Genomic DNA, 25,581 nt, shown 5'->3' with positions numbered 1-25,581 from the left:
GACTAATTAATAGGCGATGGAGTTCGCCTTAAAAATGCCATATTAATATTTGGCTGATAACTCCTGCCCAACAATAAATTAGGGCAGGAGTTTTTTGCTTTTTAATAGCTCTATTTAGCTGTGAAAGGGTGATGTGATTGGACATTTTGTACTATGAAATTGTTGAAAGTTTTGTACCTGATAAATGCATAATATGTATGCTAAAAAATAAGGCTATGAACAAATTCTTTGATGATTTCCTTTATGAGTCAGTAAATGATTATAAACTAAGAGACCGAATAAGAAAAGATTGGATATGTTCAAAACATGCAAAAGAATTAGAAAGTTTTTCTGATGTTCTTGCTCATGCAATTATTTATTCAGATTTATTGAAGAATTTTAATGATAAACAGTTAACTGATTATTATTATATAAAAAAGAAAAAAGAAAATAAAAGAGAAGAAAAAGGAAAATGTATATTTTGCGAACAGGAAGAAAAGTTTAAAGATACATATTCTAAAGCATTTGCAGAATATTTTCATGAAAGTTCAGAGTTTAGAAAAAGTTTTGCTGAAAGTGGATTTTTATGTATAAAACATTTTAGACAAATAATTAAAAACACCAACAGTTCTTCTTCACAAAAAGAACTCATATCAATATTGAAATTAAAAATTGAACAAATTGTAAAGCATCTTGAAAGTATAAAAGAAAAGAATGATTACAGAAATATTCACCTTAATTATACACCTGATGAGACAAAAGCATGGCATATGGCAGTTGAATTTGTTGCAGGTGAGTAAAGGCCACATCGTTAGAAACCAATAATTTTTAATATATTATAAAATTAAGGCACCCCAATATTTTAGGTGCCTTAAAATTTAGATTTTATCCTTAAGATAACTTCCAAGCTGTTTGTCAACATAGAGGATATGTGTTTTTAGCCAATCAACAACCAATCTATTAACCCTTGTTGTAATAAGCAATCCTGTTCCTTTTGTATCAATTTCCTCTCTTAAACTTTTAAATGTAGCAACAAAATTATCATGCTCTTTTTTATGAGTTAAATAAGCAGGATAATAATACTTTTTCATGAGGTTTTCTTCTGTTGAAAAGTGTTCAACAACATAGTTTTGTAAAAAGTCGAGAACCTCAGGCAAAACCTTTTTGCCCTCACCTTGAGAACAAGCATCAAGTAGCTTATTCACTCTATCAATAAGTTCTTTATGCTGTTCATCAATTGTTTCAATCCCTGTTTGAAAATTGCTAGCCCAAATAAGTGCCATTTTCTTACCTCCAAACAAAAATCTATCTGAATATTTATACCCCATGAAAAAGTAAAATAAACATATTATAATTCTGAAATATATCTATCAATTGATTGAGCTGCCTTTTTACCCATACCCATAGCTAATATTACTGTAGCAGCACCTGTAACTATATCACCACCTGCAAATATTCCATCTATATTTGTCATAAGGTTTTCATCAACCTTAACTATGCCATTTCTTGATATCTCAAGATTGGGTAGTGCTGATTTTATAAGAGGATTTGGGCTTGTTCCAATGGCTACAATAAAATTATCTGCTTCAAAAACAAACTCGGAATTTTCTATTTCTTTAACTTTTCTTCTTCCATTTTCATCAGAATCTAAAAGCTGCATTCTTGTAAGTTCAAGAGATACAACATTCCCATTTTGGTCTCCTATAAATCTTTTTGGGCTACAAAGCTCAATTATTTCAATACCTTCTTCTAAAGCATGATGTATTTCTTCTTTTCTTGCAGGCATATCATCAATAGTCCTTCGATAGAGAATAAATACATCACATCCAAGCCTCCTTGCAACCCTTGCCGCATCCATTGCAACATTACCACCACCAATAACGCCTACTTTTTTACCAAGTTTAATAGGTGTATCATACTGTGGAAAGCTGTTTGCCTTCATAAGATTTATTCTTGTTAAGAATTCATTTGCCGAATATATGCCATTTAAAAGCTCACCTTCTATATTCAAAAAGTTTGGAAGTCCAGCCCCTGAACTAATAAATAAGGCTTTGTAAGCATCTTTTTTAAGGTCTTCCCAATCGAATGATTTACCAAAAATCATATTTGTTTTAAATTCAACACCAAGTTTTTTTAGGTTCTCAATTTCCCATTTAACAATTTCTTTAGGCAGTCTAAATTCTGGTATTCCATAAAATAGAACACCTCCAAGTTCATGAAATGCCTCAAAAATAGTAACCTTATAACCCATTAGTGCAAGTTCAGAGGCACATGAAAGACCAGCAGGTCCTGAACCGATAACAGCTATTTTTATATCTTTTTTTGTTTTTGGATTTAATTCAAGTTTAGAATTATTTCTAAACCAATCAGCAGCAAATCGCTCAAGTTTACCAATTGCAATAGGTTCTCCTTTTATACCTAATACACAGTTTTTCTCGCATTGGCTTTCTTGTGGACACACCCTACCACAAATTGCTGGTAGTAAATTTGTTTCAAGTATTTTGTAATAAGCATCACTATATTTATTTTCTTTTATTAGTTTAATAAATTCAGGGATTTTAACCTCAACTGGACAGCCACTAACACAAGGTTTTGTTTTACACTGAAGGCATCTATGAGCTTCATTAAGTGCCTCATTTTCATCATATCCTAAACAAACCTCACTGAAGTTATTTATTCTTTCTTTGGGTTCTTGTTCTTTAATTGGAGTTCTTTTGCGTCTATCCACCTTTTTATTCCCCCAATCCAATCTTACATTTATGCTCTTCAAGTACTTTTTTTTCTTGATCTATATAATAAGAGTTTCTTTTCATAAGAAGATCAAAATCAACCAAAAAGCCATCAAAGATTGGTCCATCAACACAGGCAAACTTTATCTCATTTCCTATTTTCACTCTACATCCACCACACATGCCTGTACCATCAACCATAATAGGATTTAGACTAACGAGGGTTTTTATATTATACTCTCTTGTTAGATCAACAACAGCCTTCATCATTGGAATAGGACCTACTGCAAAAATTTCATCATACCTTTGTCCATTTTCTAGAATAGGTTTTAAGGCATCTGTTACAAATCCTTTTTGGCCATATGATCCATCATTTGTTGTTATATATAAATTATTTGATAAATTTCTTAGTTCTTCTTCAAAGAATATATTTTCTTTGGCCCTACCACCAATTATAATATCAATATATTTACCTTTTTCGTGAAGCAATTTTATTTTAGAATAAATGGCAGGGATTCCGAGACCGCCAGCAATAAACATGTAGTTTTTGTTGTTTGGATTATATTCATAAGGCATTCCTAGTGGTCCAATAAAATCAAGAATACTATCACCAACATTTAATGAAGATAAAGCCAAAGTAGTTTTTCCTACAACTTGGAATATTATTGTAACAGTTTCTTTACTTCTATCAAAATCAGCAATTGTAAGAGGTATTCTTTCACCATATTGGTCAATCCTTAAGAGAATAAACTGCCCAGGATTACACTTTTTTGATACAATAGGTGAATATATATCCATTAATATAACATTGGGTGCCAAAATTACTTTTTTCATTATTTCGTTCATATTTATTTCACCTTATTCTATTGGATTTTTTATTATAGTAGCAAAAAATATTTTTAAATTCAAATTAAATTGTGTTAAATTGTTGACAATTGAAATTAGTTTTTCTGACTTGTATACATACAAGTATTTAGTTAAAGGTTATTTTTTTGAATCTTTAACATATGCTATAATATAATTAAACTTGTATGCACAACTTTTTTATGAGGTGATATTATGGGAAAGAAGTATAGTATTGGTATTGATTATGGAACACAGTCTGGAAGAGCTGTTTTGGTTGATGTTAAAACAGGTGAGGAAATTGCAACAAGTGTTAAGGAATATACTCATGGGGTTATGGATGAGTATCTTCCTGATGGGACAAAACTTGGTTCAGATTGGGCTTTACAGCATCCATATGACTACATAGAGGTATTATTAGAAACTATTCCTAATGTTTTAAAAGAATCAGGTGTTTCAAAAGATGATGTTATAGGTATCGGAATTGATTTTACAGCTTGTACAATGCTTCCAATAAAGAAAGACGGAACTCCTCTTTGTTATTTGGATAGGTTTAAATCAAATCCTAATGCTTATGTTAAACTATGGAAACATCATGCAGCTCAAAAATATGCAAATAGATTAAATCAAATAGCTAGCGAAAGAAATGAAGGATTCTTAGAAAGATATGGTGGGAAGATTTCTTCTGAATGGTTATTTCCAAAGATTATGCAGATTCTCGAAGAAGCCCCTGAGGTGTATGATGAAGCAGACAGATTCATTGAGGCTGCTGACTGGGTTGTTATGATGCTGACAGGTATTGAAAAAAGGAATAACTGTACAGCAGGATATAAAGCAATTTGGAGCAAAAAAGATGGATACCCTTCAGATGAATTCTTTGCAGCATTAAATCCAAAGCTAAAAAATGTTATTGATGAGAAACTTTCAAGAGATATATATTATATTGGTCAAAAAGCTGGTAATTTAGACCCCAAAATGGCTGAAAAGCTAGGTCTTAATCCAGATACTGCTGTTGCAATAGCAAATGTTGATGCTCACGTTTCTGTTCCAGCAGTAGGTATAACTGATATTGGTAAGATGCTAATGATTATCGGAACATCAACGTGCCATATGCTCCTTTGGAATGAAGAAAAACTTGTTCCTGGCATATGTGGATATGTTGAAGATGGTATATTACCAGGATTTTATGGATATGAAGCAGGACAATCATGTGTTGGGGACCATTTTGAATGGTTAGTAGAAAACTGTGTTCCACAGAGCTACTATGATGAGGCAAAGCAGAAAGGGATTAATATATATAAGCTTTTAAAGGAAAAGGCTAAAGCTTTAAAACCAGGCTCAAGCGGTTTAGTTGCTTTAGATTGGTGGAATGGCAACAGGTCAATTCTTGTAGACGCTGATTTAACAGGACTTATGCTCGGTATGACTCTCACAACAAAGCCAGAAGAAATGTATAGAGCTTTGATTGAAGCAACTGCCTATGGAACAAAGATGATTATTGATAACTACAAACAACATGGTATAGATGTTAATGAGCTTTATGCATGTGGTGGTATTGCAGAGAAGGATGAACTTTTGATGCAAATTTATGCTGATGTTACAAACCTTGAGATTAAAATATCAGCATCAAGTCAAACTCCAGCACTTGGTTCTGCAATGTTTGGTGCGGTTGCAGCAGGAAAAGAAAATGGCGGATATGATAGCATTTTTGAGGCTTCAAAAAATATGGCAAGGTTAAAAGATAATTCATATAAACCCAATCCAGAAAATGTTGAGATTTATAAAAAGCTTTATAACGAATATAAAATATTGCATGACTATTTCGGAAGAGGTTCAAATGATGTAATGAAAAGACTTAAAGAAATTAAGAGGTTATCAAGATAAAACCCGCAACTTTTGCGGGTTTTTTGCTATAATATGTATAAAAAAAGGAGAAAAGCTTATGACAAACCAAAATATCGAAAGATTAAATAGTATTAAATGTTTTATTCTTGATATGGATGGAACAATTTATCTTGGTAATAGGTTGATTGATGGAGCTAAAGATTTTTTAGAGTTTTTGAAAATGAAAGGAATAAAATATCTATTTTTTACTAATAATTCTTCAAAGAATAAGAAAGACTATCTTAATAAGCTTAGAAATTTTGGAATATCTGTTACTGAAAATGATATTATATCATCTTCTGATGTAACAATAGATTTTATTAAAAAGAATTATCAAAACAATTCTATATATTTAGTAGGAACACCTTCACTTATAAATGAATTTGAAGAAAACAATCTTATGCTCTGCGATAAAAATCCGGACATAGTTATGGTTGGCTTTGATACTACACTAAATTATGAAAAACTAAGATTAGCATGTTCATTTATAAGGAATGGAAGCATTTTTATTGCTACAAATGAGGATGTTAATTGTCCAACAGAAGATGGCTTTATTCCAGATTGCGGCTCAATATGTGAATTAATAAAAAAATCAACTGGAAAAGAGCCTAGATTTATTGGAAAACCAAATAAAACAACGCATGAATTTATTTTAAGTTATACAGGATTTTCGCATAATGAAATAGCCTATGTTGGCGATAGGCTATATACCGATATTGCAATAGGAAATATAAATAATTCAATAAGCATACTTGTACTTTCTGGTGAAACAAAAAAAGAAGATTTGATAAATTCAAAATATAAGCCTGATTATATTTTTAATAATGTTGGAGATATTATTAACTTTTTATAATTTTGACTTCCTTTTTAGAAACTTCTTACTCCTATAAGCATATAATCCTACTAAGGATATGCTATTTAGGAGGAAAAGTTTTTGTGAAAGGTGATATCGAAAAGAGGGTTTTAGAGGCTGCTTTATATATTATTGATGAAAAGTCAACAGTAAGAGATGTTGCCAAAAAACTTGGTGTATCAAAATCCACTGTTCATAATGATCTTACCTATAGGCTTCACAAGATGAACAAAAAGCTATATACAGAGGTAAGACAAATCCTTGATAAAAATAAAGCAGAAAGACATTTAAGAGGTGGAGAAGCAACAAGAAAGAAATATATGCAAAAGAGTCTTTTAAATTAAAATATTAAAAATTATAATAATATTAATAAAAAACCAAAAACTAAAAGGAGAAGGGTCTTAAGTGCAAAAAAATAACTTTGAAGATTTAATAAACATAATGAAGATTCTTAGAAAAGAATGTCCTTGGGATAAGGTTCAAACACACCAAACACTTAAAAGATACCTTATCGAAGAAACATATGAAGTTTTGGAAGCGTTGGACCTTAATGATGATGATAAAATTAAAGAAGAATTAGGTGACCTGCTATTACAGATTGTTTTTCATTCTGAAATTGCCTCAGAAGAAAATAGATTTGATGTATATGATGTTATTACAACTGTGTGTGACAAGATGAAAAAAAGGCACACACATGTATTTGGAGAAGATGACCTAAATACACCACAAGAGGTCCTTAATAATTGGGATAAGATAAAGATGGAAGAGAAATCAGAAAAGACAGTTACTGATTCACTAAAAGGTATACCTAAAGAATTACCTGCATTACTAAGAAGCTATAAGGTACAGGAAAAAGCGGCACGTGTAGGATTTGATTGGGACAATGTCGAAGATTGTATTAAAAAGGTATATGAAGAGCTTAATGAATTTGAAGAAGCTCGAAAAATAGAAGATAACCAAAAAATTTCTGAAGAACTTGGTGACTTATTGTTTGCAGTAGTAAATGTATCCAGGTTTTATAATATAAATCCTGAAGAAGCGTTGACAAAAACAATAAACAAATTCATTACCAGATTTTCATATATAGAAGAAGAAACAACTAAAAATGGTAACAATTTGACTGATTTGACCTTAAAAGAGATGGACTTTTTATGGGAAAAAGCAAAAAAAATATAAAAAACCCTTGCAAAAAGAAGGATTTTTGATATAAATATAGAATAGAAATATTTAGAAAACTAATGTTTAAGGAGGATTCACATGAATAAGAATGAACTTATATCAGCAATGGCAGAAAAGAGTGGTTTAACAAAGAAAGATGCAGAAAAAGCATTAAATGCATTTGTTGACGCAGTTACAGAAGCACTTCAAAATAATGATAAGGTTCAATTAGTTGGATTTGGTTCATTTGAAGTTAGAGAAAGAGCAGAAAGAGTTGGTAGAAATCCACAAACTCAAGAAGAGATTAAAATACCTGCAACAAAAGTTCCAGTTTTCAAGGCTGGAAAAGTTCTTAAAGACGCAGTTGCAAAATAAATCTTGTGCATTATGGCTGCAGAGGCATCTGCAGCCATAATATTTTTACACGTGGGGTGAATTTTATGAGAATTGATAAGTATCTAAAGGTTTCAAGGATAATAAAAAGAAGAACAGTTGCCCAAGAAGCTTGTGATGCAGGAAGGGTGTCTATAAATGGAAAAGTTGCAAAGCCATCATCTGAGGTAAATGTAGGAGATATAATAGAAGTTAGGTTTTCAGAAAAGGTTTTTAAATGTAGGGTAACATCAATAAATGAAGCTGCAACAAAAAGTCAAGCAGGAGGTCTTTATGAAATAATAGAATAAATGCATAAATTATAGAATAATTAAATATAAATTAAATGAGAATATGTAAAGAGTTGAAATATTTATGGATGACAAAAAGAATATAAATAAAAAGGTTCATAGTCTTATCCTTGAAAATAGATATAAATTAACTGTTAATGGGATTGATGATGTAGAAAGTTTTGATGAAAATAATATTGTACTCATTGTTGACCAAGATATTTTAATAATTAAAGGCTCAAATCTTAAGATCAACAAAATAAATACTGACACTGGTGATGCTTTTATAGAGGGAGATATCTATTCACTTGAGTATGGCCAATTTCAAAAGAAGGGGCTATTTTCAAGATTTTTTAGGTAAGGGGAAAACAATATGTCCCAAATGCAAGAACAGCTTAATAATTTTATATTATCCTTTTTTTGTGCCTTTCCAGTAGGCATTTTATACGATATATTCTTCTTTAGGAAGATACACAAAATGATTATAAGAGATTTATACTTTTTTATTTTTTTAAGTAGTGGCAGTATAGTACTTTTTTATTTATTTTATAAAATTGATTATTTTAATATTACTTGGTATATGGTATTAGCATTGATTATTGGTTTTTATGTTTATTTTACTCTTTTTTCACATCATTTTAGAAATATTCTACTTAAAATTTTCAGATTTAATACTTTTAATAGAAAGTAAATTGTGTTAAAATAAAAATACATTTTGGGGTCCTTAAGAAAGAAGGTCGCCATATGAAAAAGTTGAGATTTTTTAAAAGACTTATTACAATAATTTGTATTTTATTAATTTTAGGCTATTTTTCAACTGCAATTGTTAAACAAAGGATTTTGCTAAATTCAATAAAAACACAGCAGGTTGAAGTTTTAAAACAGATTAATCAAGTAAAAAAAGAAAACGAAAGATTAAAAAGACTTGCTGAATATGTAAAAAGCGGTGATTACATACAAAAACTTGCAAGAGAAAAATTAAATCTTGCAAAAAAGAATGATGTTATTTTTATTGATAAAGAACGTAAAAGAAAAGATTAGGAGGATAATAGTGTCAATTCAAAAAGGAAGCATTGTTGAAGGTAAAGTTAGGAATATTACAAAATATGGAGCATTTGTTGAACTACCTGATGGGAATACTGGTCTTGTACACATTTCGGAGATCTCAGAAGATTATGTAGAAGATGTTAGAGAATTTTTAAAAGAAGATCAAATTGTTAAAGTTAAAATTTTGAGTGTTTCTGACCAAGGTGGTAGAATTAGCTTATCAATTAAAAAGGCCAAGGAAAGAAAAGAACCATTTAAGCAAAACAAAAATAAAGAACTTGATTTTGAAGATAAACTCATGAAGTTTTTAAAAGAGAGCGATGAGAAATTAAATGATTTTAAAAAAAGATATGATAGCAAAAGAAGATCATAAGAGGCCTGTTATTACAGGTCTTTAAAAAAAGCTTATATTGTCAAAAAAATATCAACCAAGCCCAACAAAAGATGGGAGGGAATTAATTTGGATAAAAAGAAAATTGTATCATCTGCTGTTATTAGAAGACTTCCAAGGTATTTAAGACACATTGAAGATTTAATTACTCATGATATTATGAAAATTTCCTCTACAGAACTTAGTGAACGCATGGGATATACGGCATCTCAAATACGACAAGATTTTAACAATTTCGGTGGATTTGGTCAACAAGGATATGGATACAATACAATGGTTTTGAAAGATAATCTTTACAAGATTTTAGGTCTTGATAGAAATTTTAAAATGGTTATTGCAGGGGCCGGGAATTTAGGACATGCTATTGCAAACTACAAAAATTTCTCAGCAAAAGGATTTCAGATTATTGGTATTTTTGACTCTGATATAGAAAAGGTTGGTAAAAAAATTGGTAGCGTAGAGGTTTTTCATATAGATATAATGAAAGACTTCATTAAAAATAACAATGTAGATATTGGTATACTTACTGTTCCAAGTGCGGCAGCACAAAAAGTAGCTGATATTATGATTGAAGGCGGAATAAAAGGGATATGGAATTTTACTGAAAAAGAGATAGATGTAAAAAATAATATAATTGTTGAGAATGTTCATCTTATTGATAGTCTTATGGTTCTGTCATATAAACTTAATGAAGAGTATGAGAAATAATTAAAGGCTATCCAAAATTCATTTGGGTAGCCTTTAATTTTTAAAACATCTTTGACAAATTATTATAACTTACAGCAATACTTTCGATTGGTGGGAGCGTGAAGCAAATATCCTGTTCAACAACAAATATTTCAACCTTGTCTTTCATGTAATCTACAATTGATTTATAATCTACAATTCCTGTTCCAACTTCAGTAAATTTCCTTGTTTCAGCATTCATATCTTTAACATGAATTATGCTTGTCCTATCTTGATATTTTTTAATAAATTCAAGTGCATCTTGTCCAGAATAAGTTACCCAGAAAAGATCAAATTCAAAATTAAGGTATTCTTTATCAGTGTTATTATAAAGAACTTCAAAAAATGTGGTATCTTCAACTTTCTTAAATTCAAAATCATGATTGTGATACAATAATTTTAAGCCATCATTTTTTAGCTTTTTACCTAATTCATTAATTCTTTGTGCAGATTTCAAACAAGCTTCTTTTGTACTTCTTTCTTCTTCAGCATAATATGGAATAATTATATTTTCAAAACCAACTGTTTTAGCAAAGTTTATAATATTATTGTATTCGTTCTCTATTTGGTCAATCGCTATATGAGCACCTGTTACAGTAAGGCCTACCAAATCTAAAAAGCTTTTAAAAGTTTGTGCATCAGTAGGAAAACCAGCAAGTTCAATCCCTTTGTAGCCAATTTCAGCTACCTTCTTTAATGTAGATTGCCAATCATTTGACATTAAGTCTCTTAAAGTGTATAATTGCAAACTAATAATGTTACTCATTATTTTTTCCTCCTTTTTGCTGTGAAAAATTGTATATTACTATTTTAACATAAAATGAGACATTTATATATCTTTTAATGTCTTTTTTTAGATTAAGAATAATTGTATAATATTTATATTTATAAATAGATTTAAGGAGAGAGTAAGCATGCTTTATGAAAGCACAAGAGGTATTAAAGGAATTACAAGTAAACAAGCTATACAAAACGGTATTGCAAGCGATGGAGGTTTATTTATACCTGAAAAATTTATAAATATTGATTTAAACAATATTATTCAATTTAACAATTATAAAGAATTTGCATATTATATTTTGAAGGATTATTTAGATGACTTTTCTGATACAGAACTTAATGAGTGTATAAACAATGCCTATAATGATAATAAGTTTGATAAAGATGTTGTTGAGTTGGTTAAATTAGATAATAATAAATTTGCTTTGGAGCTTTGGCATGGACCAACGTATGCGTTTAAGGATGTTGCACTTCAGATATTACCTCATTTACTAATAAAATCAATTGATAAGTTGGAAACAAAAAAAGCCTTAATTTTAGTTGCAACCTCTGGTGATACAGGTAAAGCAGCTTTAGAAGGTTTTAAAGATGTAGTAAACACAAAGATAATTGTATTCTATCCATCAGAAGGTGTTTCAGAGGTTCAAAAAAGGCAGATGACTACACAAGAGGGCAAAAACACATTTGTTGCTGGTATAAAAGGCAATTTTGATGATGCACAAAATGGCGTAAAAGAAATATTCACATCAGATGAGAACTGTAAAAGAATTAAGGATGAAGGATATTTCTTTACATCAGCTAATTCAATAAATTGGGGAAGATTAATACCACAGATAGTATATTATGCTTATTCATATATTAAACTTGTAAAAACAAATGAAATAGAATTAGGGCAAAAGGTTAATTTTGTTGTACCAACAGGCAACTTTGGTAATGTTTTGGCTGGGTATTTAGCCAAAGAAATGGGCTTACCTATAAATAAGCTTATTGTTGCATCAAATAAGAACAATGTATTGACTGATTTTATTAATAAAGGCGTTTATGATAGAAGACGCCAATTTTATAAAACAATTTCTCCCTCAATGGATATTTTAATTGCAAGCAATCTTGAAAGATTACTTTATCTTGTTTCAAATAGGGACTCAGAAAAAATCAAAATTCTTATGGATAAATTGAAAAGGGATGGATATTATAATATAGAAGAAGATTTGCTAAATAAGATAAAAGATAGTTTTTATGCTGATTATTCCACTGATGCAGAAACAAAGCAGGAAATAAAGAAGGTTTACAAAATTCATGATTATCTTATCGATACACATTCAGCTGTTGCGTTTAATGTTTACAATAAATATTTCGATAAAACAGGAGATTTAACCAAAACTATAATTCTCCAAACAGCAAATCCTTATAAATTTGCATATGATGTTTTAAATGCCTTAGAAGACAATAAATATATTGATATAAATCATTTTGATGCAATTGATATGTTAAATAAAATAACAAAAAAAGAAATACCACAAGGAATTAAAACAATAAGAGAAAAAAATATTTTACATCCAAATATTATTGAAAAGAATGAAATGATGATGTATATATTAGAGAAAATAAAAGAAAAATAAAGATATTATATAAAATATAATGAAAAACACGAAAAAAATGAATTTTACGCTTGAAAAATGTTATTTTTGTGCTAAAATAGTAGTTGAAAATTAACATAATTTCACACTCGGTAGGCGAGGTTCCTACAAGGATATAGGCTGCTGCCGCGAAAGGTTGGAGACAATCTTAGCTGGTCAGCAGGTTTTGCCGAATACAAGGCATAACCTAATGCAGCTTTTTAGGCCATGTAGTGCCAAAGCTTGAACGGGGTGAGAGAAGATGGGTACAATGCTTTCACCTCGCTTTGTTTTGGTGAAGGCATTTATTTTTTTGTCATTTTATTGGTTCTTATTAAAAATAAAGGAGATGAGATCTTAATGGATTCTGGCCCTGTGAGTAAATGTCTTAATAAAAGAATGCATCTGGAGAGGTGCTTATTTCTATAGATTAACAAGCACCTCTCTAAATAAAAAATTTTTTAGGAGGGGTGCGTAATGGTAAGAGTAACAAGCTTTTATTTAAGTAGGATATTGGGGAACAAAATACAAAATCCAAGTGGTGCTAATGCATCTTTACTTGATTTAATAGTTGATGTTTCAACAATTAGACCTAAGGTAATTGCAGCAAAAATTAAGCAAAGTAAGGACATAAAGATTGTTGATTTTTCTTTATTTGAAATATATAAAGAAAAAGGTCAGTATGTTTTGGAATGTTCAGAATTTAAAGAGATTGATATCTTAAATCAGGATGTTATCTATTTAGTAAAGCACATAATGGATAAGCAAATAGTTGATATGAATGGCCGTAAGGTTGTAAGGGTCAATGATGTAAGATTAGCACTTCTTTCAACAGGGGTTTTTGTAATTGCTGTTGATATTGGCATGGAAGGGCTATTAAGAAGGTTAGGCCTTGCAAAACCTATAAAAAATATATTAAAGCCATTTAAGAAAAGTATTCAAAGCAAGTTAATTTTATGGGACGATGTTGAACCTATATCATCGCCAAGGACTGATATAAAGCTTTCTACCTCTTATGTTAAGCTTTCGACATTACATCCATCTGATTTAGCAGACATTATTGAAGAACTTGATAAAAAGACACAGGCTCAGGTTTTTGCGTCATTAGATGATGAAAAAGCAGCAGATGTTTTAGAGGAACTTGAAGTAACTGCACAAATAAATGTCCTAGAAAGTTTACCAATAGAAAAGGCAGCAGATGTATTAGAGAGAATGCCAGCAGACGAGGTTGCAGACATTTTAGATGATTTGAAAGAAGAAAAGGCAGAAGAGCTTCTTAATGAGATGGAGAAAGAGGCATCTGATGAAATTAAAGAACTTATGGAATATCCTGAAAACGCAGTTGGAAGTATAATGGTTACTGATTTTATATCATTCAAAACACACTTTACAGTAGAACAGACAATATATGAGCTAAGAAAATTAAAACCTGAACCAGATGTTATATATTACTTATATGTAACAGATAATGATGATAAACTATCAGGTGTTGTCTCATTAAGGGATCTTGTTATTTCAGAGCCTGAGACACCACTTTATGAGATTATGAATAGAGAAGTAATTAGTGTAATGGATACTGATAATATAAATTCACTTGTTGATATTATCTCAAAATATAGCCTCTTAGCTGTTCCAGTTATTGACAACGATGAAAAATTAGTCGGAGTAGTTATAATTAATGATATTGTATACGAACTACTTAAAGCAAGGAAAAAGATTGTATAAGAGGTGTTTAATATGACAAAAGTAAAGAAAAGTAATTTTTTAACACAGTTAATGCTGATATTAGGCATTATTGGTCCTGGACTTGTTACAGCAAATGCCGATAATGATGCTGCAGGGATTGCAACATATGCTTCTGTTGGAGCTATGTTTGGATATAGAATGCTTTGGGGGCTTTTTATAATTACAATTTCACTTGCAGTAATTCAAGAGATGGCAGCAAGAATGGGGGTTGTTACAGGTAAAGGCTTATCAGACTTGATTAGGGAAAACTTTGGTGTCAAGATGACACTCTTTGCTATGGTAACATTGTTAATTGCTAATCTTACTACTACAATTGCTGAATTTGCTGGCATTGCAGCAAGCCTTGAAATTTTTGGTATACCTAAATATATATCTGTTCCTTTATTTGCTTTTATTGTGTGGATGGTAATAACAAAGGGTTCATATAAAAAAGCAGAAAAGTTTTTTCTCATAATATCACTTGTATATCTTACTTATATATTTTCAGGTTTTATGGCAAAACCAAATTGGAACGAGGTTTTTAAAAATACATTTGTTCCTTCTTTTAGTTTAAAATCTGACTTTGTTTTGATTTTTATTGCTATGATCGGGACAACAATAACTCCTTGGATGCAGTTTTACTTACAGTCATCGGTTGTTGATAAAGGCCTTGATACAAAACATCTTAAGTATGAAAGAATAGATGTTTTTTTAGGGGCATTTGTTACCGATTTTGTTGCCTTTTTCATAATTGTAACAACAGCAGCTACACTTCATAAACATGGTATATTGATTGATACTGCTGGTGATGCTGCAAGAGCATTAGAGCCTTTAGCTGGGAAATATGCTGCATATCTTTTTGCAATAGGGTTATTTGGTGCTTCACTTTTGGGAGCCCATATACTTCCTTTATCAACATCTTATGCAATAACTGAGGCATTTGGCTTTGAAAATGGACTTAACAAGAAATTTAAGGATGCACCTATTTTTTATGGAATTATCTTATTTTTTATTGTTATTGGTGCTGGTATAATTTTACTTCCCAATGTTCCACTTATAAAAATTATGCTTATCGCACAAGAAATTAATGGTATATTGGTGCCTATAATACTTATATACATGTTGAAACTTACAAACAGCAAAGAAGTTATGGGTGAATACACCAATAGTAAAACATTCAATATAATAGCATGGGCAACAGTAATATTTATTATTATTTTAACTTTAATATTATTAGTAATGCCTTTTGTGTTATAACAAATATTGGTAGTAAGAGGGTATTTAACATTTTTATACCCTCTTATTTATTTTTTTATGTAAAATATTATATAATTAAATTAATTAATTAATTTATGAGGGTGGAGGAAATGAATAGAAAGCCTAATTTTGACAATTTATTAAAGATTCTTAATAAGCAAAAACCGGAAAGACCAACTCTTTTTGAATTTTTTCTGAATGATAAGCTATATGATTATTTAGTACCTGAAATTAAATCAATTGATACAATTTCATATTATAAAAAGGTGATGATAGCTTATCAGCGTGCAGGTTATGACTATTTTACTATTCATGGCTCAGATTTTCATTTTCCCAAAAATAATCAACATGTAGAAAGCACAATATCTCTTAATGAAGGTTTTGTAATTACTGATTATGAAAGCTTTGAAAAATATGAATGGCCTGAGCCTGAAGATTTTGATTATTCTATATTGATTGCTTTAGGAAAAGAATTACCAGAAGGCATGAAAATGATAGCTTATGGGCCAAGTGGTATTCTTGAGAATACAATTGCATTAGTAGGTTACGATAATTTGTGCTATATGCTTTTTGAAGAACCTGAACTTGCAGAAAGCATTTTTAAAAACATTGGAGAAAGATTAATCAAATACTACAGAATTTGTATGGAGTTTGACGGAGTTGGTGCTATTATTGCTAATGATGATTGGGGATTTAATACTCAAACAATGATAAGCCCAAGCCATTTACGTAAGTATGTCTTTCCATATTATAAAAAGATAATTGAAATTGCTCATCAAAAAGGTCTGCCAGTAATATTACATTCATGTGGAAATTTAAAAGAGGTAATGGATGATATTATTTATGACATGAAATTTGATGCAAAACATTCATACGAAGATAAAATAATGCCTGTTGAACAAGCATACGATACATATTTCCCCAAAATATCAATATTAGGTGGTATTGATGTTGATTTTGTATGTAGATCAAGCAAAGAAGAAATAACAAAGCGTTGTATAAATATGATAGAAAAAACACTTGATAAAGGTGGTTATGCACTTGGGACAGGAAATAGTGTACCTTATTATGTTCCAGTGGAAAATTATTTTGCTATGATAGATGTTATTAATCTTTTCTGAAATTTCCTATTAAATGAATTTTAATCACTAAAAACTATTTTATTAATGATTTTTTCGTATTACTAACTTTACTTGACACGAATAAAAATACATGCTAAAATATTTCAAAATTTAAGTAAAATCGTATGATGGTAAGACTTCTATGTCCGACCTGAAATTTATATCAGGCGGACATTTCATTATATTGAGGGTGAGGAATATGGGGAAGATTACGGTAGCACAGGCAATGGTAAAAGCATTACAAGAAGAAGGCGTTGAATATATATTTGGTATACCCGGAGCAGCTATTTATCCTTTCTATGATGCTCTTTACAACTCTGATATAAAACATATTCTTGTTCGAAATGAACAAGCAGCTGTTCATGAAGCAAGTGGTTATGCACGTTCTAAAGATAAAGTAGGTGTTTGTGTTGCAACATCAGGGCCAGGGGCAACAAATCTTATTACAGGCATTGCAACTGCATATATGGATTCTGTCCCAATTGTTGCAATAACAGGTCAGGTAATGTCAAGCCTTATTGGAAGAGATGTATTTCAAGAGGTTGATATTACTGGAGCGACAGCACCTTTTTGCAAACATAATTTTTTAGTTAAAGACCCTAAAAAAATAGTTGAAATAATAAAAAAGGCTTTTTATATTGCTTCAACTGGTAGAAAAGGGCCTGTGCTTATTGATATACCTTTTGACATTCAACAACAAGAGATTGAGTACCCTCAAAGTATATCAATTGACATAAAAGGTTATAAACCAACAATAAAAGGGCATCCTTTACAAATCAAAAAAGCAATTGATCTTATTGAAACTGCAAAAAAGCCATTAATCTGTGCTGGTGGTGGCGTTATTTCATCAAATGCTTCTGATAATCTAAAAAAACTAATAGAGAAACATAAAATACCATTGATATCTACATTAATGGGAATTGGCTCAATTCCTACAGACCATCCATTTTATTTAGGAATGATTGGTTCTCATGGACAAAAAAAGGCTAATATAGCGTTAAGAGAAGCTGAACTTTTAATTGTTGTTGGAGCGAGGCTTGGCGACAGGGCTTTAGGTGACACAAAAATCACAGAAAAAATGAAGATAATTCACATTGATATAGATCCAGCCGAAATTGGCAAAAATGTTGGAACAGATGTACCAATTGTTGGTGATGCAAAATATATTCTTGGAGAGATTTTAAATAGAATAACAGAAAAAGACTTATGCTGGGCACAAGAAATAATTGATGAAAATACAAATAAGAGTGTATCTAACATTGATTACTTAAGGCCATTTGAGGTATTAAAAGAAATATCAAATATTTACAAAGGTGAATATATAATAACAACTGATGTAGGACAGCATCAGATATGGGCTGCACACAATACACTTATTAAAAAACCAAGAACTTTTATTTCATCTGGAGGACTCGGTACTATGGGATATGGGGTTCCTGCAGCAATTGGTGCAAAGTTTGCAAATCCAGATGAAGAGGTTATAGTTATAACAGGCGATGGTAGCTTTCAAATGCTAATGCAAGAGTTAGCAACAATAAAACGTGAGATGATACCAATAAAAATTGTTCTTTTTAATAATTCAAGGCTTGGAATGGTTTATGAGATACAAAAGAAAAGATGTTCATCAAGATTTATTGCAACATGCCTTGATGGAAATCCAGATTTTGAACTTTTAGCAAAGGCTTATAGTCTTGAATATCTAAAGCTTGATAATAAAGATAAACTGTCTGAAGCTATATCAATAATGAAAAACTCTAAAAAGCCATTTTTGTTAGAAGTTGTAACAAAACCAGATGAGCCTACAATAACATGATTATTATAGAAAGGTTGGTGATTTTGTTGTGAAATACACTTTATCGGTATTAGTAGAAAATCATCCTGGTGTACTTTCAAGAGTAGCAGGGCTTTTTTCAAGAAGAGGATTTAATATTGATAGCCTTGCGGTAGGCGTTACTGATGACCCTAATATATCCCGTATGACCATTGTTGTAAATGGTGATGATTATATTGTTGAGCAGGTAACAAAGCAACTTAATAAGCTTATAGATGTAATTAAGATTAAAAAATTAAATCCAAAAGAAGCTGTTGAAAGAGAGTTAGCCTTAATTAAAGTTAGTGCTAATTCACAAACCCGTTCAGAGATAATCCAGATTACCGAAATTTTTAGAGCAAACATTGTTGATGTCTCAAAAGAAACGCTTACTATTGAGATATCAGGCGATGAAGATAAAATAAGTGCTTTTATGGAGCTTGTAAGGCAGTATGGTATAAAAGAGGTTGTTCAAACTGGCATAATTGCCATTGAAAGAGGAAATAAAGTAATAACAAAAAATAGTAAAATAGAGGAGGACGAATAATATGGCAAAGATTTTTTATGATTCTGATTGTAATCTTGATTTATTAAAGGATAAGACAGTTGCGGTAATTGGTTTTGGAAGCCAGGGACATGCACATGCACTAAACTTAAAGGATTCTGGTGTAAATGTTGTTGTAGGTTTGTATGAAGGTAGTAAATCATGGGCAAAAGCAGAAGCTCATGGCCTTAAGGTTACAACAGCAGCAGAAGCAGTTAAAATGGCAGATATAATTATGATACTTGTAAATGATGAAAAGCAACCAAAACTATATAAAGAAAGTATAGAGCCAAATCTCACAGAAGGTAAGGCACTTGCTTTTGCACATGGTTTTAATATTCATTTTGGACAGATTGTTCCACCACCATTTGTTGATGTAATAATGATTGCACCAAAAGGGCCAGGACACACAGTTAGAAGTCAATATGAAGAAGGAAAAGGTGTTCCTGCAATTGTTGCAGTTCACCAAGACTATTCAGGTAAAGCTTTAGATAAGGCATTAGCATATGCTAAAGGAATTGGTGCTTCAAGAGGTGGAGTAATACTTACTACATTTAAAGAAGAAACAGAAACAGACCTATTTGGTGAACAAGCAGTTCTTTGCGGTGGTGTTACAGAGCTTATTAAAGCAGGTTTTGAAACACTTGTTGCAGCTGGATATCAACCAGAGATTGCATATTTTGAATGTTTACATGAGATGAAGCTAATTGTTGATTTAATTTGGCAAGGTGGATTATCCTTAATGAGATATTCAATTTCAGATACTGCTGAATATGGCGACTACATGACAGGAAAGAGAATTATTACTGAAGAAACAAGAAAAGAGATGAAAAAGGTACTTGAAGAGATTCAAAATGGCACATTTGCTAAAAAATGGATACTTGAAAATATGGCTGGAAGACCGGAATTTAATGCAATAAGAAAGAGAGAGCAAAACCTTTTAATAGAGCAGGTTGGTAAAGAATTAAGAAAGATGATGCCTTGGATAAAACCTATTAAAGAGTAAGGTGGTTAAATATGAGTCAAAAAAGAATTAAGATATTTGATACAACCCTTCGTGATGGTGAGCAAACACCTGGTGTAAGCCTTAATGTTAACGAAAAGATTCAAATAGCAAAACAGCTTGAGAAACTTAAGGTTGATGTTATTGAAGCTGGGTTTGCAATTGCTTCACCTGGGGATTTTGAGGCTGTTAAAACAATATCAGAAAATATTAAGGATTGTACTGTTGCATCACTTGCACGAGCTATTGAAAAGGATATTGACAGAGCCTATGAGGCTTTGAAAAATGCCCAAAGTCCAAGAATTCATACCTTCATTGCAACAAGCGATATCCACATGAAGTATAAGCTTAAAATGACAGAAGATGAGGTTTTAGAAAGAGCTGTTGCAATGGTAAAGTATGCTAAGAAGTATGTAAATGACATTGAGTTTTCATGCGAAGATGCAACAAGAACAAGAATTGATTTTATGATAAAGGTAATTGATGCAGTTATTAAAGCTGGTGCAACAGTTATAAATATCCCAGATACAGTAGGATATACAACACCTTCAGAAATGAAAAAGATAATTAGAGCTATCAAGCAAGGTGTACCTGATATTGATAAGGTAGAGCTATCTGTTCACTGCCATAACGATTTGGGGCTTGCTGTTGCAAATACCCTTGCTGCTGCAGAAGAGGGTGTAATCCAGCTTGAATGCACTATAAATGGACTTGGTGAAAGAGCTGGAAATGCAGCTATGGAAGAGATTGTTATGGGGCTTTTAACTCGAAAAGATTACTATAATCTTGATGTTGGTATAGATACAACACAGATATATAGAGCAAGTAAACTTGTAAGTAACCTAACAGGTGTATTTGTGCAACCTAATAAAGCAATTGTTGGCTCTAATGCCTTTGCTCATGAGTCGGGTATTCATCAGCATGGAGTACTATCCGAAAGAACAACATATGAGATAATTGATCCTGTAATGATAGGACTACCAAAGAATAAAATGGTTCTTGGTAAACATTCTGGAAGACATGCTTTTGAAGAAAGACTTAAAGAACTCGGATTTACAGAGCTTTCAAGAGAAGAAATTGATGCTGCTTTTGAAAAGTTTAAAGTTTTAGCCGACAAAAAGAAGGTTGTTTTGGATAGAGATATTGAAGCACTTTTAGAGCAAAAATCACTTGAAATCAAAGAGGCTTATGAGCTTATAAAATTCCAGATAATAAGTGGAAATAGCTTAATTTCAACTGCAAGTGTGAAAATAAAATCAGGTGATGAAGAATTTGAAGAAGCTTCAACTGGAGATGGCCCTGTTGATGCAATTTTCAAAGCAATTGATAGAATAACAAATATTCAGGTAGAACTTGACGACTACAGCATTAAGGCAGTAACACAAGGAAAAGATGCACTTGGTGAGGTTACAGTAAGAATACGAAAAGATGGCAAAGCCTTTTTGGGCAGAGGCGTTTCAACTGATATTTTAGAAGCAAGTGCAAAGGCATATGTAAATGCGATAAACAAGATGCTTTATAAGATATCTGAAGAATAAAAAGGGACAATCAATATGTAAAATATAAGAGGGTGTTTGATTTTTTGAAACACCCTCTTTGTTTTCTATAGTTTCTTATGCTAAGCTTAGCCTTTATGGCTTTTTAAAAAAAACATAGAAAAATTAATTGCTTAATTTGAATTACACAAAATTGTATACATACCCAATTTCAAATCTTATTTTTGAAATAATACAGTTTACATTTTTATTGTAACTCAGGGTCTTTTACTTCAATTCTGGTACTTGATTTGATATTTTTCTTAAGACTATCTACAAATTGGTTTATTTCATCGTTTGTTGCGTTCGGATGTGATTTAATATATTCATCAGTTTTTGCTTTAAAATATTTACTTATTGTCAGTATTTCTTGATATGCACCTATAATCTTTTCTTTAAATTCATCCTCAGAAAGATTTGATTTATATAAATCTAATAATTCTTTGGCTTTTTTAGCATCTTCTACATTTCCTTTTATTTTCCCATTTAAAATATCATTTATGGTATTTTGAATATTGTTATAGTAATTTTCAGCTTCTTTTTTTGTTACTATATATCCTTCTTTTTTAGCTACTTCCATTATTGCTTTTCTTTCTATAAGTTCATCCAAAAGTTCTTTTCTTGTTTTTTGTCGAGCAGGGGATATTTTCACTTCACTATTGAGTTCAATGAATTTATTTTGATTTTCAACTCTTGTCTTATCAAACAATTCTGCTATTTCAAGGTCTTTTTTGTATATTGGCTGTCCTTCAACAGTCGAAACAACATCATTGCTGCTATTCTTATCAATATTTAATGTTTTATTTATCAAATTACTCATTGAATCTTCAGCCGAAAGAATATTTTTCTTAAATAAAATTCCACCTGTTATAACTATTATTATAATTAAAATTAAAATTCCATAATAAACTTTTCTTTTCATATTGCTCACCTTCTTTCTTAATAATAAATACTAAATCTCTGCCAACTGTTTATAGCTGCGTCAAAATAAAGAATAGTTTCTCCTCTTACATTCCAACTGTCAACAAGAGGGTTATAAAGATAGTTACAACTCCTATAGCCATATCGAACTAGGTCAGAAGGTGAATCGATTATTGTTGGATATGTTAGTTGATAGCCTGAAAAGCTATTTATAAGACTTCCATTGCGATAACAACTCAAATTTAGCAATTCAGCCCTTTCAGAAAACCCGGTTCCAAGATATAGACCTCTTGCCTCATAAGCAGTAATACAAAGATCTAATTTTGTTACATAACGCTCTGTCGAAGATATCTGATTGAACCAAAAGCCCACTCTGTTATCCACTGATTGTGTAACTGGAGCTGCTATATTACCAGCTCTTACAAGCCATACTACAGCAGTAGTTTCGTTTTTAGATGAATATATATCTGCTTTTACAGGAATAGTAGGAAATAAAAGAACTATTCCTAAAATAAGAATAATAACAAAGAAATATGCTTTTTTCATCAGATATTCCCTCCAAAACTATTTATTATTTTTTATGGTAATAAATTATAAAAAAAGCATCAAGTATAAAATTAAAATAAATATATATTCTAAATTGCAATTTTAAATTGAAATAATAAATGCTTAAAATTGAGAAAATAAAAAAAAGAAAAGCAGAGAAAAAAGTATAAATAAGCAGTTAAAAAAATATTGAGGGGAAAATACCCCTCAATTATAAACTGTGGTTTTTAATACCAAGTTGAGCCTTTATGGCTTGTTGTAATAACTGAGAAAAGTTTATATTAGCCTCTTCTGCAGCTTTGTTTAACCACCTTGGGAGGGTAACTGTTTTATTGACACTTTTGTTAGCCATTTCTTCCCTTATTGGTGGCATATATACAACGATTGGCACAATAAAAGAACCTTTCGGAACATTGATTTTTTCAGGAGGTGTAGGAGAAGGAATTTCCTCTTCATCTTCTTCTAAACCATATATATGAAGTTCCAAAGCATCTTTAGCCATATATAAAGCTTCTTCAAGCGTTTTACCTTCTGTAATACAGCCAGGTAAGTCAGGAAAAGTGATAAAGTAACCACCATTTTCTCCAGGTTCAAAAATTGCTGGGAAAATATATTTATCTTGCATAATAAGCCCTCCTCTCATTGATAATATAAAATTTATATAAATTACTTAAGCAACAAGTCATTTTTTTAACCCTGCCTGTTTAAGAATACTATTTAGTGTCTTTGGGTCAAGATCTTTATTATGGAAAGGGACAGTTACTGTACCTTTTTTATTTATATGTTTAAATTGTTTATGAGAACCTTTTTGTCTTACTTCAAACCAACCATCTTTTTCAAGTTCTTTTATTAGATCTTTAGGTTTCACCTCAACCCTCCCCTTACATTAATATTATATCATGTGTAAATAACACGTGTAAATATTTTATTATATAACTGATAATGTGAAAGAAATCAAAATAAAAAATAGGAATAAAATCCCCCTTATATAGAAATAAATATATTAATACTTCCAACTAAGAAGGCCTTTATTCCTATTTATAAAAAATTCTCTTATTGCCATTTAAAAGAGTTTAATCCTCAATGCATGGTAGTTGCTTTAATGAGTTATCAATTAGTTTATCATCTATTTCAATGTCCTCAAGTCTTCCATTTAAAAAATCATCATATGCAGCTAAATCAAAATGACCATGTCCACTTAAAGCAAATAGAATTGTCTTTTCTTTTCCTTCTTCTCTTGCAAGTATTGCCTCATCAATTGCCGCCTTGATAGCATGTGAAGACTCTGGAGCTGGGATAATACCTTCAGATTTTGCAAACATAACTGCAGCACTGAATACCTCATTTTGTGTATAAGCCTTTGCTTCGATTATGCCATCATTATATAATTTACTTACAAGTGGAGAATCACCATGGTATCTAAGACCACCTGCATGTATACTTGGAGGAACAAACTTATTTCCAACTGTATACATCATCATAAGTGGTGTAAAACCAGCAACATCTCCAAAATCATAGGTAAATTTACCCTTTGTAAGTGTTGGGCAAGCAGTTGGTTCTACCGCAATTGCTCTTATATTTTTGCCTTGAGTTAACTTATCTCTTAAGAATGGGAAGCTAATACCTGCAAAGTTACTTCCACCACCACAACAACCAATAACGATATCTGGATATTCGTCAATCTTTTCCATTTGAAGTTTAGCCTCTTCACCAATAACTGTTTGATGTAAAATTACATGATTTAAAACACTACCAAGTGTATAGTTTGTATCGTCATGAGTTGCAGCATCTTCAACAGCTTCACTTATTGCAATACCTAAACTTCCAGGCGAATTTGGTTCTTTTTCAAGTATACTTCTTCCTGACTGTGTTAAATTACTTGGGCTTGGTATGACTTTAGCACCAAATGTCTCCATAAGTATCTTTCTATAAGGCTTTTGATTATAACTTACTTTTACCATATATACAGTACATTCAAGTCCAAAGAAGTTACAAGCAATTGATAATGCAGACCCCCATTGTCCTGCACCAGTTTCGGTTGCAAGTCTTTTGATACCTTGTTTTTTGTTGTAGTACGCTTGTGGGATAGCAGTATTTAGCTTATGGCTTCCAGATGGTGTTGCACCCTCATATTTATAATAAATTCTTGCAGGAGTATTTAATAACTTCTCAAGATTATATGCTCGAATAAGTGGGGTTGAACGGTATTGCTTATAAAATTCAAAAACCTCATCTGGGATTTCAATAAATCTTTCTTGAGAAATTTCTTGCTTGATAAGTTCATCAGCAAATATTGCTTTTAGGTTATCTGGATTTAAAGGCTTTTTTGTTTGAGGGTCTAAAGGTGGCATAAGAGGGGAACTCAAATCGGCCGAAATATTATACCAATACCTTGGAAGCTCATCTTCGCTAAGAAATGTCTTAAAAGGAACTTTCTTTCTTGTGCTCATC

Annotated in this window: 29 protein-coding genes and 2 riboswitches; of the genes, 20 read left to right on the top strand and 9 right to left on the bottom strand. The window is 31.1% G+C overall.

Annotated features, from left to right (window positions below):
- Positions 1-3: 3 nt before the first annotated feature.
- Positions 4-73: riboswitch (Fluoride riboswitch) on the top strand.
- 64 nt (positions 74-137) lie between these two features.
- A complete protein-coding gene (locus ACAG39_06975; GenBank protein ID MEZ0536982.1) occupies positions 138-779 on the top strand; it encodes a DUF6062 family protein in 642 nt (213 codons plus the stop codon).
- Positions 780-857: 78 nt separating this feature from the next.
- On the opposite strand, the gene ACAG39_06970 is transcribed toward ACAG39_06975, so the two are convergent.
- From ACAG39_06970 to ACAG39_06960, 3 genes are all read right to left on the bottom strand, one after another.
- Positions 858-1,262 carry a bacteriohemerythrin gene (locus ACAG39_06970; protein MEZ0536981.1) on the bottom strand — a complete coding sequence of 135 codons (405 nt, stop codon included), beginning with the start codon at positions 1,260-1,262 and terminating at the stop codon, positions 858-860.
- Between the two features lie 65 nt (positions 1,263-1,327).
- Positions 1,328-2,707: an NADPH-dependent glutamate synthase gene (gene gltA, locus ACAG39_06965; GenBank protein ID MEZ0536980.1), complete on the bottom strand. Its 1,380-nt coding sequence runs from the start codon at positions 2,705-2,707 to the stop codon at positions 1,328-1,330.
- Positions 2,708-2,711: 4 nt separating this feature from the next.
- Positions 2,712-3,554: a sulfide/dihydroorotate dehydrogenase-like FAD/NAD-binding protein gene (locus ACAG39_06960; protein ID MEZ0536979.1), complete on the bottom strand. Its 843-nt coding sequence runs from the start codon at positions 3,552-3,554 to the stop codon at positions 2,712-2,714.
- 213 nt (positions 3,555-3,767) lie between these two features.
- Here ACAG39_06960 and ACAG39_06955 point away from each other — a divergent pair, with 213 nt between their 5' ends.
- The 11 genes from ACAG39_06955 to ACAG39_06905 all read left to right on the top strand — a co-directional run bounded on the left by ACAG39_06955 (position 3,768) and on the right by ACAG39_06905 (position 10,254).
- Positions 3,768-5,435, top strand: coding sequence for a ribulokinase (locus ACAG39_06955; GenBank protein ID MEZ0536978.1), 1,668 nt, complete (start codon positions 3,768-3,770; stop codon positions 5,433-5,435).
- Between the two features lie 58 nt (positions 5,436-5,493).
- Complete coding sequence (locus tag ACAG39_06950; GenBank protein ID MEZ0536977.1) at positions 5,494-6,288, top strand: HAD-IIA family hydrolase; 795 nt, start codon at positions 5,494-5,496, stop codon at positions 6,286-6,288.
- Between the two features lie 83 nt (positions 6,289-6,371).
- Positions 6,372-6,632, top strand: a complete 261-nt coding sequence (spoIIID, locus tag ACAG39_06945; protein ID MEZ0536976.1) for a sporulation transcriptional regulator SpoIIID — start codon at positions 6,372-6,374, stop codon at positions 6,630-6,632.
- A 61-nt stretch (positions 6,633-6,693) separates the two neighbouring features.
- Positions 6,694-7,464, top strand: a complete 771-nt coding sequence (mazG, locus tag ACAG39_06940) for a nucleoside triphosphate pyrophosphohydrolase (protein ID MEZ0536975.1) — start codon at positions 6,694-6,696, stop codon at positions 7,462-7,464.
- An 81-nt stretch (positions 7,465-7,545) separates the two neighbouring features.
- Positions 7,546-7,821, top strand: coding sequence for an HU family DNA-binding protein (locus ACAG39_06935; GenBank protein ID MEZ0536974.1), 276 nt, complete (start codon positions 7,546-7,548; stop codon positions 7,819-7,821).
- Positions 7,822-7,886: 65 nt separating this feature from the next.
- Complete coding sequence (locus ACAG39_06930) at positions 7,887-8,129, top strand: RNA-binding S4 domain-containing protein (protein MEZ0536973.1); 243 nt, start codon at positions 7,887-7,889, stop codon at positions 8,127-8,129.
- Between the two features lie 64 nt (positions 8,130-8,193).
- Positions 8,194-8,469: a YabP/YqfC family sporulation protein gene (locus tag ACAG39_06925; protein ID MEZ0536972.1), complete on the top strand. Its 276-nt coding sequence runs from the start codon at positions 8,194-8,196 to the stop codon at positions 8,467-8,469.
- 12 nt (positions 8,470-8,481) lie between these two features.
- The gene (gene yabQ / locus ACAG39_06920; GenBank protein MEZ0536971.1) at positions 8,482-8,799 is read left to right on the top strand and encodes a spore cortex biosynthesis protein YabQ; all 318 of its coding nucleotides are present in this window, start codon (positions 8,482-8,484) and stop codon (positions 8,797-8,799) included.
- 53 nt (positions 8,800-8,852) lie between these two features.
- Complete coding sequence (locus ACAG39_06915; GenBank protein ID MEZ0536970.1) at positions 8,853-9,149, top strand: septum formation initiator family protein; 297 nt, start codon at positions 8,853-8,855, stop codon at positions 9,147-9,149.
- 10 nt (positions 9,150-9,159) lie between these two features.
- Entirely contained in the window at positions 9,160-9,528 is a 369-nt protein-coding gene (locus ACAG39_06910; GenBank protein ID MEZ0536969.1) for a S1 RNA-binding domain-containing protein, read from the top strand.
- Positions 9,529-9,615: 87 nt separating this feature from the next.
- Complete coding sequence (locus ACAG39_06905; protein MEZ0536968.1) at positions 9,616-10,254, top strand: redox-sensing transcriptional repressor Rex; 639 nt, start codon at positions 9,616-9,618, stop codon at positions 10,252-10,254.
- A gap of 40 nt (positions 10,255-10,294) precedes the next feature.
- Here the strand turns inward: ACAG39_06905 and ACAG39_06900 are convergent, their stop codons facing one another.
- Positions 10,295-11,038, bottom strand: a complete 744-nt coding sequence (locus ACAG39_06900) for a sugar phosphate isomerase/epimerase family protein (protein ID MEZ0536967.1) — start codon at positions 11,036-11,038, stop codon at positions 10,295-10,297.
- A gap of 148 nt (positions 11,039-11,186) precedes the next feature.
- On the opposite strand from ACAG39_06900, the gene thrC reads away from it, so the two are divergent.
- The 8 genes from thrC to ACAG39_06860 all read left to right on the top strand — a co-directional run bounded on the left by thrC (position 11,187) and on the right by ACAG39_06860 (position 21,666).
- The gene (gene thrC, locus ACAG39_06895) at positions 11,187-12,671 is read left to right on the top strand and encodes a threonine synthase (protein ID MEZ0536966.1); all 1,485 of its coding nucleotides are present in this window, start codon (positions 11,187-11,189) and stop codon (positions 12,669-12,671) included.
- Positions 12,672-12,770: 99 nt separating this feature from the next.
- Positions 12,771-12,928: riboswitch (M-box (ykoK) riboswitch) on the top strand.
- A gap of 217 nt (positions 12,929-13,145) precedes the next feature.
- Positions 13,146-14,393 (top strand): magnesium transporter, encoded by a 1,248-nt coding sequence (locus ACAG39_06890; GenBank protein MEZ0536965.1) that lies wholly within the window; start codon positions 13,146-13,148, stop codon positions 14,391-14,393.
- Between the two features lie 12 nt (positions 14,394-14,405).
- Positions 14,406-15,650, top strand: a complete 1,245-nt coding sequence (locus tag ACAG39_06885) for an Nramp family divalent metal transporter (protein ID MEZ0536964.1) — start codon at positions 14,406-14,408, stop codon at positions 15,648-15,650.
- A gap of 110 nt (positions 15,651-15,760) precedes the next feature.
- Complete coding sequence (locus tag ACAG39_06880; protein MEZ0536963.1) at positions 15,761-16,771, top strand: uroporphyrinogen decarboxylase family protein; 1,011 nt, start codon at positions 15,761-15,763, stop codon at positions 16,769-16,771.
- Positions 16,772-16,970: 199 nt separating this feature from the next.
- A complete protein-coding gene (ilvB, locus tag ACAG39_06875; GenBank protein MEZ0536962.1) occupies positions 16,971-18,584 on the top strand; it encodes a biosynthetic-type acetolactate synthase large subunit in 1,614 nt (537 codons plus the stop codon).
- Positions 18,585-18,612: 28 nt separating this feature from the next.
- On the top strand, positions 18,613-19,128 hold the full coding sequence (gene ilvN, locus ACAG39_06870) for an acetolactate synthase small subunit (protein ID MEZ0536961.1): 516 nt from the start codon (positions 18,613-18,615) through the stop codon (positions 19,126-19,128).
- Position 19,129: 1 nt separating this feature from the next.
- Complete coding sequence (ilvC, locus tag ACAG39_06865; GenBank protein ID MEZ0536960.1) at positions 19,130-20,131, top strand: ketol-acid reductoisomerase; 1,002 nt, start codon at positions 19,130-19,132, stop codon at positions 20,129-20,131.
- Positions 20,132-20,142: 11 nt separating this feature from the next.
- Positions 20,143-21,666, top strand: a complete 1,524-nt coding sequence (locus ACAG39_06860) for a 2-isopropylmalate synthase (protein ID MEZ0536959.1) — start codon at positions 20,143-20,145, stop codon at positions 21,664-21,666.
- Between the two features lie 205 nt (positions 21,667-21,871).
- Here ACAG39_06860 and ACAG39_06855 read toward each other — a convergent pair whose 3' ends face one another.
- The 5 genes from ACAG39_06855 to ACAG39_06835 form a co-directional block, all read right to left on the bottom strand.
- Positions 21,872-22,585 carry a hypothetical protein gene (locus ACAG39_06855; protein ID MEZ0536958.1) on the bottom strand — a complete coding sequence of 238 codons (714 nt, stop codon included), beginning with the start codon at positions 22,583-22,585 and terminating at the stop codon, positions 21,872-21,874.
- 17 nt (positions 22,586-22,602) lie between these two features.
- Entirely contained in the window at positions 22,603-23,130 is a 528-nt protein-coding gene (locus tag ACAG39_06850) for a hypothetical protein (protein MEZ0536957.1), read from the bottom strand.
- 211 nt (positions 23,131-23,341) lie between these two features.
- The gene (locus ACAG39_06845; GenBank protein ID MEZ0536956.1) at positions 23,342-23,755 is read right to left on the bottom strand and encodes a type II toxin-antitoxin system HicB family antitoxin; all 414 of its coding nucleotides are present in this window, start codon (positions 23,753-23,755) and stop codon (positions 23,342-23,344) included.
- A gap of 57 nt (positions 23,756-23,812) precedes the next feature.
- Positions 23,813-23,998 (bottom strand): type II toxin-antitoxin system HicA family toxin, encoded by a 186-nt coding sequence (locus ACAG39_06840; GenBank protein MEZ0536955.1) that lies wholly within the window; start codon positions 23,996-23,998, stop codon positions 23,813-23,815.
- Positions 23,999-24,203: 205 nt separating this feature from the next.
- A complete protein-coding gene (locus ACAG39_06835) occupies positions 24,204-25,580 on the bottom strand; it encodes a TrpB-like pyridoxal phosphate-dependent enzyme (GenBank protein MEZ0536954.1) in 1,377 nt (458 codons plus the stop codon).
- Position 25,581: the final 1 nt, after the last annotated feature.

The sequence above is a fragment of the Caldicellulosiruptoraceae bacterium PP1 genome, assembly GCA_041320695.1.
In the GTDB taxonomy this organism is placed as follows: Bacteria; Bacillota; Thermoanaerobacteria; order Caldicellulosiruptorales; family Caldicellulosiruptoraceae; genus JBGGOQ01.
Note: the sequence above shows the minus strand (reverse complement) of the source record. Positions and strands in the feature narration are given on the sequence as shown.